We start from the raw sequence: 15,097 nt of genomic DNA on the forward strand, positions 1-15,097 counted from the left end.
TGCGGTCAATTGTAAAAGCATATCTTTCCATCTATTAGTTTTCTGCTACCTTTGCAGCATATGGCAAATAAACTTTACAATCCATTTCTTGACTTTCAATTTGATAACAAAACTTGCTTTTTGTCAGGTAAGGCATTGAGCTCCGACGATGAAAAGATTCAGGTATTTCCATTGTGGATGATGCGCTCTTTTGATCTTGAGGATAAGCCTTTCAAGATGTTGGATGAAAGTATCGTAACCTATAAACAACTTCAATTGCCATGTTCAGCTGAAGTTGCGAATAAATTGGCCGAGGTAGAGGAAAAAGTAGAATTAGCTGTTCAAAAAGGTTATACGGCATTAAAGGAATTAGGCCAATTGACCTTATTTCAATGGGTTGGAAAAATTTTATATGGTGTAGTCTTCAATGAGATACAAGTAGGGATTAGGCAGGCATTCATTTCTGGCGAACAATTGAATTTTTCTCAGGCATTGGTACAAAAGTTCAAGAACCTACATTTTATGCTACAGTCCTTGATCGTCCCAATGGAATTCGAAAATAAAAATCCATTTACCATAGCTGTTTTTCCAGTGGACAGCAGTCCTGAAACATTTATGTATCGTGATGAAATCAATACCTTGATTTTTTCAATCAGGATGAAGGATTTTGCCATTATTGCTACACTTCAGGATAATGGAGTACATGAAATATACCATGATGAGGTTTTAGCTAAAGTTAAAGATAAGGTGTTGCACCCTATCCAGTTTGAGGAAATTTGTGCAAAATACTTTTATTCTGCCTATCTCTTCAATAGGCTACCAGAATATACTTATATGGAAGTCCCTGAAAAAGTATATGTAGAACCAATGCCCTTAAACGATTGGACTCTAAAGCCAATTTTTGATCAATGGACCGCAAAAACCTATGGACAGGTTCTGGAAAATTTTTGGAAGCCATGGGGCTATACCCTGTTCGAGATCATCAAAGATCCCGAAAACCCAATGACCTTTATAACAGATCAAAACGGTGATTTTGTTTCCGAAGTAAATCTGCCAAAATAAAAACATATTTACTTTAAAATCCGTAAATTTAAATTATTGATTGTTAGGTAGGTATGAGGTTCTTGATTGTTATAGTGCTATCGTTTATTTCGAGTTTTGGTTTGGCGCAATCCAAAAGCAACGTTGATACTACAATTGTTCGCGATGTTGATGTAGTGCCTCAATTCAGGGGAGGTCAAGCGGCATGGCAAAGTTTTTTACAAAAAACAATTGATATCAGGAATGCTATTGAAGATATGGATAGTACGCAATATGTTGATTTTGGACTTCGTCAGACAGCTATATTGGAATTCACAGTATGTGAAGATGGCGAGGTCTGTGAGATTGATATCCTAAATGAATCTAAAATTAGTCCAGCCTTTGCTGAGGAAGCCATACGCGTTATGAAACGCTCCCCAAAATGGAAACCAGCAATGAAAAATAACAAAGCCGTACGCACCAGATTCCGACAACCGATTACTGCAATCCTAGACCAGTTCTAACGTGTTTTTTAAATTTCTTTATTTCATTTTAAGCTATTAAATCTTTAGTTGTATCAGTTCTAATACATTGTCCAAAGTATTGGAATGTTTACTTATTTTAGGACTGAATTTAACCTAATAAGAAGGAAAAACTAATTTTTGAGATGTATCTTCCCCTAATATCAATTTAGGGTTAGAAAAGTTTTAATTAAAATGCTAATGAGAATCAGAAAAAAAGCAAACCAAAACTTTTTGAAAGCCGGCTTACTTGTAGCTTTCTTAGCAAGTTCAGGACTTACCTATGCACAACAAGGTATCAACTACCAATTACCCCCACAATCAATTGTCGATTTAATCGATGCGCCTCAAATACCTGTAGAGGTGTTTAGCCCGGATGGTAAATATATGTTGGTATTGGATGTTCCAGGATTTGAAACTATCGTCCAAGCCTCTCAACCTGTAGTAGGGGTAGCTGGGTTAAGGATAAATCCTGTCAACAATACAACCGTATCTGCAACATTAGGAACTTATAAAGGAGTGAAAGTACGTGATCTTTCAAAAGGAACTGAATATACGCTAAGTGGACTGCCTCAAGATGTTCAGATTTCTGATGTAAAATGGTCCTCAAAGCCTGGCTTATTTGCTTTCTTGAACAAATCACTTCAAGACACAGAACTATGGATTGGAGATTTAAACAATAAATCAGTAAGGAAAGTTCTGAGCAAAGTAAACGATACTTATGGTAGTACTTTCCAATGGAATACTGATGGAACTGCTATATTAGCTAAGCAAGTTATATCATCAAGAGGAAATGTACCTGTGGAAAACCCTGTTCCAACAGGCCCAATTGTACAGGAAAATTTAGGCGGTATAACTCCTTCAAGAACCTACCAATATCTTCTGGAGAATGCTTATGATGAAAGTCTCATGGAATATTATCTTTCAGCTGAGCTTGTTCAAGTGGATATTCAAGGTAATAGCAAGCCTTTAGGCATTCAGGGGATATTTAAATCAGTTTCGTTTTCTCCTGATGGAAAATATATATTGACTGAAAAGGTTGTAAAACCGTATTCTTATCTTGTTCCTATCTATTTATTTCCATCTGAAGTGTCTGTGTATGCATCGGCAGGAACAAAAGTTAAGGATATTTATACCATTCCTTTGGGTGATAAATTGCCTATTAGTTTTGATGCAGTGATTGAAGGGCCTAGAGATTTTGAATGGCGTAAGGATAAAGATGCAACATTAGTTTATGTGGAAGCGATAGACAAAGGCAACCCAAATACTTCCTCTGAGTTTAGAGATGAAGTTTTCGAATTTGAAGCCCCATTTGATCTATCAACTGCTAAGAAAATATATTCTGGTACCTATCGTGTGAGAAATATTCAATGGGGAGAAGATGCCGCAATAATTTCTGAAAATTGGCGGAAAGATAGGTCTTCCAAATTGACACTTTTAAACCCTAAAAACAATCAAGTCGTTAAGGTATTATCAACTCGGAAATCAGAAGACACCTATACTGATCCAGGTTACTTTATCAGAAATCCGAAAGGAATGTTATTGACGGATGGAAAGGGCTCATTATTTACTCAAGGATTGGGGGCTTCACCAGAAGGGGACCGACCTTTTGTGATGAAATGGAATGTTGTAAATGGTAAACAGGATACATTGTACAAGTCAAAACGTGGATTTTATGAAGAACCAGTTTTCTTCAATAATTCAGGGGTAGTATATGTTTCTAGAGAATCTGCAAAAGAGGCTCCGAATGTATATTCAATTAATTTGAAGAACAAAAAAGAAGAAAAGATAACAAACTTTGTTGACCCTTACCCAAGTATTGCCAATGTCCAAAAAACCTTGTTGTCTTATCCAAGAAAAGATGGATTAAATCTTTCAGGTGTTTTGTATGTGCCTGCAGATTTCAAAAAAGGAGATGCTCCATTACCAGTTTTGGTATGGGCTTATCCAAGAGAGTTCAAGACCAAAGAGGCAGCAGGACAAGTTAAAGGTTCTCCAAACAGATTCCCAAGGTTAGCATTTAGATCACCAGTGTTCTGGGTTACTCAGGGCTACGCAGTAATTGATCAAGCAGATATGCCAATCGTTGGTGAGGGAACTTCGGAGCCAAATGATACATTTGTTGAGCAGATAAAAGATAATGCCAGTGCATTGATTGATTATGTTGTAGATATGGGGGTTGCTGATAGAAATAGGATTGGAGTTGGAGGACACTCTTATGGTGCCTTTATGACCGCAAACTTATTGGCGCATACAGACCTATTTGCCGCAGGAATAGCAAGAAGTGGAGCATATAACAGAACATTGACTCCTTTTGGATTCCAAGGTGAGGCTAGAACGTACTGGCAGGCAAAAGATACTTATGATGCGATGTCACCTTTCACTTATGCCCCTCAAATCAAGAGACCATTATTGTTGACTCATGGTATGGACGATGAAAACTCTGGTACATTTCCTATTCAGAGCGAACGTTTATATGCCGCAATAAAAGGACATGGAGGAATTGTGAGGCTAGTAATGTTGCCTAAAGAGTTTCATGGGTATAGAAGTAGGGAAGGGGTGTTACATACCTTTTGGGAACAGCACCAATGGCTGGAAAAATATGTGAAAAATAGAAAACAAGATTAATAAAGAAGGGAGCTCATCAAGCTCCCTTTTATTATTTATTATAATTCATCTCAATTTTTAAGAACCTTCCAGTTTCAGAATTCTTCTGTTTGATAAGGTCTTCTGGGGTTCCTTGGAAAAGTAATTTTCCTCCGTTTTTTCCACCCTCCGGACCCATGTCGATTACCCAGTCTGCAGCTTTGATGACATCGAGATTGTGCTCGATAATCAATACCGTATTCCCACGGTCTACTAATCGGTTGATAACTCCTAAAAGAACGTTAACATCCTCAAAGTGTAATCCTGTAGTAGGCTCATCCAAGATATAGAAAGTTTTCCCAGTGTCCTTCTTGGAAAGTTCCGTTGCCAGCTTGACACGCTGAGCCTCTCCTCCTGATAAAGTTGTTGAGGATTGACCTAACGTAATATAACCCAACCCGACATCTTGAAGGGTCTTGATTTTTCTATAAATTGATGGTATGTTTTCAAAAAAAGTCACAGCCTCATCAATACTCATATCCAATACATCCGAAATGGACTTTCCACGGTATCGAACCTCTAAAGTCTCTCGGTTATAGCGTTTTCCATTGCAGGTTTCACAAGGAACCTGAACGTCAGGAAGAAAATTCATTTCGATAATCTTCATCCCTGCGCCTTGACAGGTTTCACATCTACCTCCTTTTACATTGAAAGAGAACCGACCAGGTTTATACCCCCGAATCTTTGACTCCGGCAATTGAACATATAATGCTCTAATGTCAGAAAATACACCGGTGTATGTCGAGGGATTCGATCGTGGCGTTCTTCCTATCGGAGATTGATCGATTTCAATTACTTTGTCGATGTTCTCCAAACCTTCGATTTTACTATAAGGCAGAGGCTTTGCCTTAGCCCTAAAGAAATGGTGGTTTAAAATGGGGTAGAGCGTATTGGTAATTAAGCTAGACTTACCTGAGCCCGAAACACCCGTTACAAGGACTAGTTCGCCCAATGGTATATCAATGCTCACGTTCTTTAAGTTATGACCCTGGGCGCCTTTTAATGACAGTGTATGGCCATTTCCTTTCCTTCTTTCCGCTGGTATTTGAATCTCTTTGGTTCCGTTCAGATAATCTGTGGTCAACGTGTTTTCCTTCATCAGTTGTTTCGGTGTGCCCTGTGCAACCACTCTTCCGCCATGAACCCCAGCTGCAGGACCCATATCAATAACATAATCCGAACTTAAGATCATGTCCTTGTCATGCTCGACAACAAGAATCGAATTACCAATGTCCCTAAGGTTCTTCAATGCATTGATCAACCTTTCATTGTCGCGTTGATGAAGTCCTATGCTCGGCTCATCTAAGATATATAGAACATTCACTAATTGTGAGCCAATCTGAGTAGCCAATCGGATCCTTTGAGCTTCACCACCCGAAAGACTTTTTGAACTACGGTTCAAAGTCAAATAATTTAAACCAACATCAAGTAAGAAGCCAATCCGGGTTTTTATTTCCTTTATGATTTCTGTCGCTATGATGTTCTGTCTTTCAGTAAGTCGGGTTTCAATGCCTTCAAACCATTCATTCAAAGCTACAATGTCCAACTCTGCAAGTTCAGAGATGTTTTTGTTATCAACCTTGATATGCAATGATTCCTTTTTCAATCTTGCACCATGACATTCTGGACATACTACCTGAGTGCGGAATTCTTCCAGTCCTTGGGATTCATCGCTGTATTTGGCGTTGTTTTCCTCAAGCATCTTGAAGATTCCTGAAAATTGAACCTTATATTCTCGAGCACCATAAGATCCATAAGAAACTGTAAGTGAAATTGGCTCTTCTTCACCAAATAGAAGGTTGTCAATTAAATCCTCAGAAATTTTATCAATGGACGTCGTAAGTGATATTTCATACTTTTTAGCCACTGCTTTCAATACCGCAAAATTCCAAGAATCTTTGACAGGTCCTAAGGGAACAATAGCACCCTTCTGAATACTCAATGTGCGGTCAGGGATGACAATTTTTTTATCTATTTCATAAATATACCCTAATCCATCACATCTCGGGCAAGCACCATAGGGAGAATTGAAAGAAAATGTATTGGGTTGCGGTTCATCATATGAAATGCCAGATTCCGCATCCATAAGATATCTACTGAAGAACTGTTCCTTATTATCTTTATTTGCAATCTTGATAATTCCTTTGGCAGTCTTTAATGCTTGAACAATGGATGTAAACAATCTTTTACGACCTTCTTTTTCAACGATTACTCGATCAACGACAATTTCAATATCATGAATCTTATATCTGTTAACTTGCATTTTTGGAACGATATCCAAGATTTCTCCATCTACTCTTACTTTGGTGTAACCTTGTTTCCTGATTTGCTCAAAAAGCTCACGATAATGTCCTTTACGACCTTTCACAACTGGGGCAAGGATATAAATCCCTTCACCATTGAATTCTTTAAGGATTCGGTCAGTAATCTCATCGTCAGACATACGTTCCATTCTTTTTCCAGTGACATAGGAATATGCCTCTCCAATTCTAGCGTAAAGTAGACGTAAGAAGTCATATATTTCTGTTATGGTGCCAACTGTTGATCTTGGGTTTTTGGAAGTCGTTTTCTGTTCAATAGAGATAACTGGACTCAATCCCGAAATCTTATCAACATCCGGTCGCTCCATCCCACCCAAAAACTGACGGCTATAGGCAGAGAATGTTTCCATATATCTTCTTTGTCCTTCAGCATAAATGGTGTCGAATGCCAATGATGACTTTCCGCTACCACTTAAACCAGTGATAACGACAAGTTGGTTTCTAGGAAATGATACGTCTATATTCTTAAGGTTGTGCACCCGTGCGCCAAAAACTTCTAATTCGCTTTGATCTCCAAGGTCTACTGCTTTTCTTACGGCCATTAATCTATCCTTTTAGCAAAATGCAAAGTTACAGATTTTTAGGCTCAGATTTTTAAGTTCCTGAACTCTAATCTTGTATTAGGCAGGATAATTGAAAAGTATTACCTTTAAATAACAAATAATCACATTTTGAAGAAGCTAGACGTAAATAAAACCGAAAGAGAAATTATAGAACAGGCATTGGGACATTGGGAATCGGAACAGCTATTGACCAAGGAAAAATCTGATGAATTAAAAGAAAACTTAGATGATAAAGGTTTTGAATGGGGAATGCTAGCACGATATGCTTTCTGGATCGCTTTGGCATCGTTGATTTTCTCCGTGGTTTCTTTGTTTTCAGATAGTTACCTTTCAGATCTCGTCGAAAAATTTTACGAAACTCCAAACGTGGTTTTCTGTTTAGGATTTGCAGGGTTAGCAATATTATTTTACCTATTAGGGTTTCGGAATAAAGCTAAAAATCCAGACAAAAACTTTTCCAATGAAACCTTGATGTTGGCAGGCGCCTTTTCAACTGCTGCAAGTATCGGCTTCCTAGGACAAGTGCTCGATCGAAATGAAAACCATTTCACTTTATTGTTCTTATTGTCGATTATCATTTATGCTGTGTTATCCATTAAGCTATCTTCAAAATTATTGTGGGTATTTACATTAGTGGCATTAGGAATCTGGTTTGCCACAGAAACAGCTTATCATAGTAATTGGGGTTTTAAATTCTGGGGTATGAATTATCCCCTTAGGTTTACCATATTTGGACTATTATTGACTGGATTTGCAATTTTTATCCAACCAAGAATTAAGTCATTATCTATTTTCCAATCCACGTCATATGTAGTCGGGTTGTTATATACGATGATCGCGCTGTGGATGCTTTCTATTTTTGGAAATTATAGCGATTTCGATAAATGGTCGAGTGTTCGACAGTACGAAATTTTCTACTGGGGATTGTTGGGAATCGGTATCTCTTTGGGGCTGGCGATTTATGGAATGAAAACTAAAGACCATGTGTCAAGAGACATTGGTTTTGTATTCTTTATTCTAAACTTGTATACCCGATTTGTAGAGTATTTATGGGATAATATGAATAGGACTATTTTCTTCCTTTTAATTGCCATATCTTTCTGGTTTGTAGGACGCTGGGCAGAAAGTATATGGAAGAAAAAATAAATGCTTATCAATATTTAATACCATGTTCCTTTAAGAAATATACGGCATTTTTCTCATGTTCCTTCAATGGTTTTAGTTCTTCTTCCGTCAAAGAGGAAGCAACGGAAGCATAAAACTTTTTTATTTTTGGGATGATCTTTTCAGCAATTAATTTTACCCTTTCGATATGAAATTCGGATGTAATGATTACCAACAGATCAGGATTATATTTCTCTAAAAAGGATTTTGACATCGAAAAATCTTGGACCGTATTAGTAGATGCTATTCCTTTTAAAAACCTTTCTTTCGGAATCCCTTTCAAGATCAGGAATTCTTGTGCATAATAGTAGTGTGGTTTTGAAGTATTATTGAAATGCTCTCCTTTTCCTCCAGTACATATAATTTTCGCCGTGCAGTAACAGGTAGCCAAATCAAATGCTCTGTATAATCTATCGATAGCAATAGGAGATAGTTGGCCGTTGTCATCGTTTGGTGCTCCAAGCACCATAATTAATTTATTCATCAATAATCAAATCTATAATTTTGGAATTGTCGATGTAATATAGTTTAATTATTAATAATATTAATAAAAAATATTAATCAAAAGTATAAAAAATAATGATTAAAAAATTGATTATCAATCATTGATATCCAAAAAAGGCTACCCGGTAAGGTAGCCTTATATAATTGAATTGATTTTTTCTTATAGATGGATTACTTCACCGTATGCATCAGCTACTGCTTCCATAATCGCTTCACTCATCGTAGGGTGTGGGTGAACTGCTTTCAAGATTTCATGACCTGTAGATTCCAATTTACGGGCTACAACTACTTCTGCAATCATTTCAGTTACATTTGCTCCAATAAGGTGAGCACCTAAGAATTCGCCATACTTCGCGTCAAAGATCACTTTTACAAATCCATCTTTCGCGCCAGCAGCAGATGCTTTACCTGATGCTGAGAATGGGAATTTTCCAACCTTGATTTCATATCCAGCTTCTTTAGCTGCTTTTTCTGTAAAACCTACAGAAGCAACCTCTGGAGAACAATAAGTACATCCTGGAATATTGTTGTAATCAATAGGGTCAACATGTAAACCTTTGATCTTCTCAATACAAGTGATACCTTCAGCCGAAGCTACGTGAGCTAATGCCTGTCCTTTTACAATATCTCCGATAGCATAAACACCATCGATGTTAGTTTTATAATAGTCATCAACAACAACACGGCCTTTATCAGTTTTTACACCTACTTCTTCAAGACCTAAGTTTTCAATGTTTGGAGTAATACCAACAGCAGAAAGTACAACTTCAGCTTCTAATGTCTCAGTTCCTTTTTCTGTTTTGATTGAAACTTTACAAAGATCACCTTTCGTATCTACTGATTGTACTTCAGATTTGGTAAGGATGTTGATTCCAGCTTTTTTAAGGGATTTTTCTAATTGTTTTGAAACTTCCTCATCTTCAACTGGAACGATGCGGTCCATAAATTCAACGATGGTAACTTTAGTGCCGATTGCATTATAGAAGTATGCAAATTCAACTCCGATTGCACCCGAACCTACTACAACCATTGATTTAGGTTGTTTTGGAAGAACCATTGCTTGTCTGTAACCGATAATTTTCTTGCCATCTTGCGGAAGGTTAGGAAGTTCTCTAGAACGAGCTCCTGTAGCAAGGATAGTGTGTTTCGCTGTATATTCTTTGGTAGATCCGTCTGCCGCTTTCACTTCGATTTTACCACCTTTTTTAATCTTTGCCGTACCCAAAATCACATCGATCTTGTTCTTCTTCATTAAGAACTGGATACCTTTACTCATGCCATCTGCTACACCACGACTTCTTTTCACAATAGCATCAAAGTCGGCTTCTCCACCATTTACTTTGATACCATAATCAGCAGCATGATTTAAATATTCGAATACTTGAGCACTTTTCAATAGTGCTTTGGTAGGAATACAACCCCAGTTAAGGCAAATTCCACCTAATGCGTCACGTTCGATAATGGCAGTTTTGAATCCTAATTGAGCAGCGCGGATTGCCGCAACGTATCCACCTGGACCACTACCGATAACAATAATGTCGTAATTCATAAATATTAATTGTCGTTATGTTTGCAAAATACAATTCATCAAAAATACACATTTTTTATTTAGTCAGGTCATATCTTTTCGGCAAGAAAGTCATTTTTATGCCCTATATGTCATATCGAGGTCACTTCCCACTTGGGCATTTCCTTTACATAAAGGTTTTCCTTTTCTTTGCGCTGACTAATAGTAATTTATATGTTAAGAATATTTCAGCAAGTTGCCCTATGGGAGGCAATCTCTACCGTTTTGTTGTTTTTTGTCGCTATGCCTTTAAAGTATTTTGGTGGAATCCCCGAAGCTGTACGCGTTGCAGGGTCAATCCATGGATTTCTAGTAGTACTATTCGTTGTCCTTTTAATAGCATGTTGGCAAACTTATAACTGGAAATTTGGTCGAGTTGTGAAATATTTTGTCCTGAGCTTGATCCCAATAGTTTCTTTTTGGGTCGAAAAAGATCTTAAAAAAGAAATTAACGCTCAAAGAGCAGCTTAATCCCGCTTGTTGATGTTGGGCTCAATCCCCATATAGGCGTACGTAATTTCTGTTTTGCCATGTGGGGTTGGGGTACCGTCTTTGTCTAAATTGACAAAAACTAACTTATCAATCGATAGAATAACCATCCTGGTGATTTTATTCCTCACAACACATCTCATGGTCAAGGAGGTCCGCCCAAAGTTAGTGGCCTCAATACCGAGCTCAATAATATCCCCTTGCTTTGCAGAGCTGACGAAATTTATTTCTGAAATGTATTTTGTAACTACATGTGGATTCCCGAGTTGTACAATAGCATAGATAACTGCTTCTTCATCTATCCATCTTAGTAATGTTCCTCCAAATAAAGAACCATTAGGGTTTAGGTCTTCGGGTTTGACCCATTTTCGAGTATAAAAGTTCATAATACAAAATATGAAAATCTGACGATAAGTATCAAGAAAAAACGGGAAGAAGAAATAAAAAGGGCAAACTAATTTGTTTGCCCTTTTGAATTTTTATTAAGCGTGGATCGCTCTGTTTGCAGTCGCTGCAAGTGCAGCTTCTTTGAATGCTTCAGTAAAGGTAGGGTGAGCATGGCATATTCTACCGATATCTTCTGCAGATGCACGGTATTCCATAGCAACCACAGCCTCAGCAATCATATCTGCAGCACGTGGACCAATCATCTGAACTCCTAGGATCTCATCAGTCTCAGCATCAGCTAATACTTTAATGAAACCATCAGTGTCACCCGATGCTTTAGCACGTCCAGATGCCTTGAATGAGAAGCTTCCAGCTTTATATTTTTTACCTTCTTCTTTTAGTTGCTCTTCAGTTTTACCTACTGCAGCAACCTCAGGCCATGTATAAACTACTCCTGGGATTAAGTTATAATCAATATGAGGTTTTTGTCCTGCAATTGCCTCAGCTACGTAGATACCTTCATCTTCTGCTTTGTGAGCCAACATAGCACCTTTGATCACGTCCCCAATGGCATAAACACCAGCAACAGAAGTCTCCAAATGCTCGTTAACAGGAACTTTGTTTCCTCTTTCTTCCGTTTTGATGCCAATGTTTTCAAGGCCTAAACCTTCAGTGTATGCCGTTCTTCCAACAGCAACAATGCAATAATCTCCCTCTAATACAACATCTTGATCCTTAGAATCTTTTGCAGTAACAGATACTTTTTTGCCCTTAACTGTAGCACCAGTAACTTTGTGGTTCAAGAAGAATTCCATACCTAAGTTTTTCTTCAAAACTCGTTGTAATTCTTTACCAAGACCAGCATCCATGGTAGGGATAATTGATTTCGCATATTCGACTACTGAAACCTTAGCACCAAGTCTTGCGTAAACTGAACCTAATTCCAAACCGATAACTCCACCACCAATGACAATCAGATGTTTAGGAACTTCTGTAAGATTTAATGCTTCAGTAGAAGTGATGATACGTTTCTTATCGATAGGAAGGAAAGGTAATGCAGTTGGTTTTGAACCGGTAGCTATAATTACATTTTTAGTGCTTAATTCCTCAACCTTGCCATCTTCAGCAGTAACCTTTATCGTGTTTTTGTCAACAAAAGATCCTACGCCTTGGAAGCTGTCGATTTTGTTCTTTTTAAATAAAAATGTGATACCAGCAGTGTTTTGAGCAATTACATCATTCTTACGGTCGATCATTTTTTTCATGTCAACTTTCAGGTTGCTCAAGCTAATACCGTGTTGTTCAAAATTATGAGCAGCATTGTGATAGTGTTCTGATGAATCTAACAATGCTTTTGATGGAATACATCCAACGTTAAGACAGGTACCTCCAAAAGTGCTATATTTCTCAATAACAGCTGTTTTTAAGCCTAATTGCGCACAGCGGATAGCGGCAACATAACCACCTGGACCACTTCCGATTACGATTACGTCGTATTGCATAGAATTTTTTCTTTGTTTACGTGGCAAATTTACAGTTTTAAAACGGAAATAAAGTATTTAGAAAGGAGTATTTAGTATTTAGATTTTTCAATCAATCATGACCCGAATCCAATTCAAATCGGTGGGAAGGAAGAAAATCAATGACAAAAAAATAGGGCCCCAAATGGTGGCCCTAGATTTTTATATTCTTCTTTAAAATTATTCTGCAACGATTTTACCTTGCATAATTCCAAAGTGACCAGGGAAACTACATAGATAAGGATAAACACCTTTTTCTAAAGTAAATGTAATTTTATCTTCTTGACCTGGACCTAATAATTTTGTGTGCGCAACGATTGAAGATAATGCAGATTTAGGGATATATTGATTATCCGCTGCAGCCGCAGCCTCTCCTCCAAATGTAGCGATATCAACGCCTGGTTTCAAAACTACAAAGTTATGACCCATTGACTCGATTGGCATAGTACCTACGTTTTTGAACGTTAATTCTACAGGCTCGCCAGCTTTAACACGAATTAAGTTTGTATTAAATTGCATTTGATCGTTTCCTTCAACTGTCCATGCATTCGATAGAGTAACATTCTCTATCCCTGGTACAGTCTCAGTTGTCGTAGTTGCTTCAGTTTCTGTTGGTGTAGTGGTTTCGGTTGAAGCGCCTTCCTCTTTCTTCTCAGCGTTATTGCCACAAGAAGTAATTCCAATTGCTAAAACTAGCGCTGGAATGATGAATAATTTCTTCATAGCTATTTTTATAATATAATTTTATACGAATTTAACATAAATTATTGATTTAAACGAGCTTTAAATTGTTAAGAGGTCATTTTTGGATTCTTATTTTTATTAGTAACCTGAATTATTTTTTGATATAGCTCGATCGGATCAAATGGTTTGCCAATAACACCGTCGGCACCAGCTTGATAGGCCGCAGCTTGCTCATGCTCCAATACCGAAGCTGAAATAGTGATGATTGGAATACCATGCTTTTCAGGAATAATGTGATTCTTGATTTCCTTGATCGCCTCAAAACCACTCATAATAGGCATATGGGTGTCCATTAAGATCAGATCATATTGCTCACTCTCAACCTTTTCAAGAGCAAGACGGCCATTTTTGACAATATCAACATGGCAATTCCAACTTCTTAACATATGCGCCAACATGAACGAGTTCAATTCATTGTCCTCAGCTACCAAAACTTTCATCTTTTCAAATTTTGGAAAGCTGTTGTACGTAGGAACTTCTTTCTCTTTTTCAACTTCACTCTGCGCCGACTCCTCAAACCAACCCTCAAAATAAAATTCAGAACCTTCACCATAGACACTGTTGGCTCCAACATCTCCGTTCAGCAACTTGGCCAAACGTTTAACAATTGCCAAGCCTAGACCCGTACCGCCAAATTTTTTGGTAATACCATCGTCTGCCTGTTCAAAAGCCATAAATATTTTGTCAACAGAATCCTCACGAATACCAATTCCAGTGTCTTTTACCGAAAAACGAAGCTGATAACGCTCAAAATCCTTGTTAATCACTTGAACAGTCAATTTAATAGATCCCTTTTCGGTGAACTTTAAACTGTTTGATACGAAATTGCTAATGATTTGTTGTAGACGTAAAGAATCATAATGTATATACTGTGGAACATCTTCTTCAACTTCAATATTGAACTTGAGGTTCTTGTGGGTAGCCTTGATCTTGAAAATCCTATTGATGTCCTCAATCATCTTTGTCAGACTGAAATCCTCAAATTCAATTTTCAACATCCCTGAATCTATCTTCGAAAGATCCAAAATGTCATTGATAATCAATAATAATGAATGTGAAGCATTGTCCAACCTTTTTAACCAGTCTTTTTGTTCTACCGTTAACTCCGAACTTTTGAACATATGCATGATTCCCATAATGCCATTAATAGGTGTTCGGATCTCATGGCTCATGTTGGCTAAAAATATTTCTTTAGATTTCCTGGCTTGAATAGCCTCCTCACGAGTTTTTAATAATTCAATCTTGGATTCTTCAAGTTCCTTGTTCTTTTGAATCAATTCCTGCTGAATCAAAATCTGTTGAACAAAAGATTTAACCTTGGCAATAGTGATTTCAGGATTTAATGGCTTGTAGAGATAATCAACAGCACCACTTTCTAAACCTTTCAAGAGGTATTTATCTTCCTTCGAAATTGCGGTAACCATGATAGCCATGATATGGCTGGTTTTAGGATTTGATTTTAGTAATGAAACAAACTCAAATCCATTGATTTCTGGCATTTGAACGTCTACCAAAGCAATTGATATATCATCCTTCCAACAAATTTTAAGAGCATCGTTGGGATCAGTGGAACTTATGATATTTACATGGTCTACTTCCTGTAGCAAGGCATGAAGACTGATGATATTTTCTTCCTTATCATCCAATATCAGAATATTGATCGTTTTCATAG

The 15,097-nt window shown here is 37.4% G+C and carries 12 protein-coding genes; 5 read left to right on the forward strand and 7 right to left on the reverse strand.

Annotated features, from left to right (window positions below):
* The first annotated feature begins 60 nt into the window (after positions 1-60).
* From CRT24_RS14575 to CRT24_RS14585, 3 genes are all read left to right on the forward strand, one after another.
* Entirely contained in the window at positions 61-1,041 is a 981-nt protein-coding gene (locus CRT24_RS14575) for a hypothetical protein (RefSeq protein WP_099371948.1), read from the forward strand.
* Between the two features lie 53 nt (positions 1,042-1,094).
* Complete coding sequence (locus CRT24_RS14580) at positions 1,095-1,523, forward strand: energy transducer TonB (protein WP_099371949.1); 429 nt, start codon at positions 1,095-1,097, stop codon at positions 1,521-1,523.
* A 198-nt stretch (positions 1,524-1,721) separates the two neighbouring features.
* A complete protein-coding gene (locus CRT24_RS14585) occupies positions 1,722-4,148 on the forward strand; it encodes a S9 family peptidase (protein WP_099371950.1) in 2,427 nt (808 codons plus the stop codon).
* Between the two features lie 31 nt (positions 4,149-4,179).
* Here the strand turns inward: CRT24_RS14585 and uvrA are convergent, their stop codons facing one another.
* Entirely contained in the window at positions 4,180-7,029 is a 2,850-nt protein-coding gene (gene uvrA / locus CRT24_RS14590; RefSeq protein WP_099371951.1) for an excinuclease ABC subunit UvrA, read from the reverse strand.
* A gap of 129 nt (positions 7,030-7,158) precedes the next feature.
* Here uvrA and CRT24_RS14595 point away from each other — a divergent pair, with 129 nt between their 5' ends.
* Complete coding sequence (locus CRT24_RS14595) at positions 7,159-8,196, forward strand: DUF2157 domain-containing protein (protein WP_099371952.1); 1,038 nt, start codon at positions 7,159-7,161, stop codon at positions 8,194-8,196.
* A gap of 7 nt (positions 8,197-8,203) precedes the next feature.
* Here the strand turns inward: CRT24_RS14595 and CRT24_RS14600 are convergent, their stop codons facing one another.
* Together CRT24_RS14600 and lpdA (CRT24_RS14605) are read right to left on the reverse strand one after the other, a co-directional pair.
* Positions 8,204-8,698 carry a YdcF family protein gene (locus tag CRT24_RS14600; RefSeq protein WP_099371953.1) on the reverse strand — a complete coding sequence of 165 codons (495 nt, stop codon included), beginning with the start codon at positions 8,696-8,698 and terminating at the stop codon, positions 8,204-8,206.
* Positions 8,699-8,878: 180 nt separating this feature from the next.
* Positions 8,879-10,267 carry a dihydrolipoyl dehydrogenase gene (gene lpdA / locus CRT24_RS14605; RefSeq protein ID WP_099371954.1) on the reverse strand — a complete coding sequence of 463 codons (1,389 nt, stop codon included), beginning with the start codon at positions 10,265-10,267 and terminating at the stop codon, positions 8,879-8,881.
* Positions 10,268-10,459: 192 nt separating this feature from the next.
* Between lpdA (CRT24_RS14605) and CRT24_RS14610 the strand changes: the two genes are divergently transcribed.
* Complete coding sequence (locus tag CRT24_RS14610; protein WP_099371955.1) at positions 10,460-10,756, forward strand: DUF3817 domain-containing protein; 297 nt, start codon at positions 10,460-10,462, stop codon at positions 10,754-10,756.
* Here CRT24_RS14610 and CRT24_RS14615 read toward each other — a convergent pair.
* From CRT24_RS14615 to CRT24_RS14630, 4 genes are all read right to left on the reverse strand, one after another.
* Positions 10,753-11,160 carry an acyl-CoA thioesterase gene (locus tag CRT24_RS14615; protein ID WP_099371956.1) on the reverse strand — a complete coding sequence of 136 codons (408 nt, stop codon included), beginning with the start codon at positions 11,158-11,160 and terminating at the stop codon, positions 10,753-10,755. The genes CRT24_RS14610 and CRT24_RS14615 overlap by 4 nt on opposite strands.
* Before the next feature lie 96 nt (positions 11,161-11,256).
* Positions 11,257-12,663: a dihydrolipoyl dehydrogenase gene (gene lpdA, locus CRT24_RS14620; protein WP_099371957.1), complete on the reverse strand. Its 1,407-nt coding sequence runs from the start codon at positions 12,661-12,663 to the stop codon at positions 11,257-11,259.
* A gap of 198 nt (positions 12,664-12,861) precedes the next feature.
* The gene (locus CRT24_RS14625; RefSeq protein ID WP_099371958.1) at positions 12,862-13,404 is read right to left on the reverse strand and encodes a plastocyanin/azurin family copper-binding protein; all 543 of its coding nucleotides are present in this window, start codon (positions 13,402-13,404) and stop codon (positions 12,862-12,864) included.
* Between the two features lie 68 nt (positions 13,405-13,472).
* Positions 13,473-15,095, reverse strand: coding sequence for a response regulator (locus CRT24_RS14630; RefSeq protein ID WP_099372127.1), 1,623 nt, complete (start codon positions 15,093-15,095; stop codon positions 13,473-13,475).
* Positions 15,096-15,097 lie beyond the last annotated feature (2 nt).

The organism is Sphingobacterium sp. 1.A.5 (assembly GCF_002734235.1).
GTDB lineage: Bacteria > Bacteroidota > Bacteroidia > Sphingobacteriales > Sphingobacteriaceae > Sphingobacterium > Sphingobacterium daejeonense.

Excerpts from the sequence above, each read along its gene's own strand:
- lpdA (WP_099371957.1), bottom strand. The coding sequence starts at position 12,663 with ATGCAATACGACGTAATCGTAATCGGAAGTGGTCCAGGTGGTTATGTT.
- CRT24_RS14575 (WP_099371948.1), top strand. The coding sequence starts at position 61 with ATGGCAAATAAACTTTACAATCCATTTCTTGACTTTCAATTTGATAAC.
- lpdA (WP_099371954.1), bottom strand. The coding sequence starts at position 10,267 with ATGAATTACGACATTATTGTTATCGGTAGTGGTCCAGGTGGATACGTT.
- CRT24_RS14585 (WP_099371950.1), top strand. The coding sequence starts at position 1,722 with ATGAGAATCAGAAAAAAAGCAAACCAAAACTTTTTGAAAGCCGGCTTA.
- CRT24_RS14625 (WP_099371958.1), bottom strand. The coding sequence starts at position 13,404 with ATGAAGAAATTATTCATCATTCCAGCGCTAGTTTTAGCAATTGGAATT.
- CRT24_RS14610 (WP_099371955.1), top strand. The coding sequence starts at position 10,460 with ATGTTAAGAATATTTCAGCAAGTTGCCCTATGGGAGGCAATCTCTACC.
- CRT24_RS14600 (WP_099371953.1), bottom strand. The coding sequence starts at position 8,698 with ATGAATAAATTAATTATGGTGCTTGGAGCACCAAACGATGACAACGGC.
- CRT24_RS14615 (WP_099371956.1), bottom strand. The coding sequence starts at position 11,160 with ATGAACTTTTATACTCGAAAATGGGTCAAACCCGAAGACCTAAACCCT.
- CRT24_RS14630 (WP_099372127.1), bottom strand. The coding sequence starts at position 15,095 with ATGAAAACGATCAATATTCTGATATTGGATGATAAGGAAGAAAATATC.
- uvrA (WP_099371951.1), bottom strand. The coding sequence starts at position 7,029 with ATGGCCGTAAGAAAAGCAGTAGACCTTGGAGATCAAAGCGAATTAGAA.
- CRT24_RS14580 (WP_099371949.1), top strand. The coding sequence starts at position 1,095 with ATGAGGTTCTTGATTGTTATAGTGCTATCGTTTATTTCGAGTTTTGGT.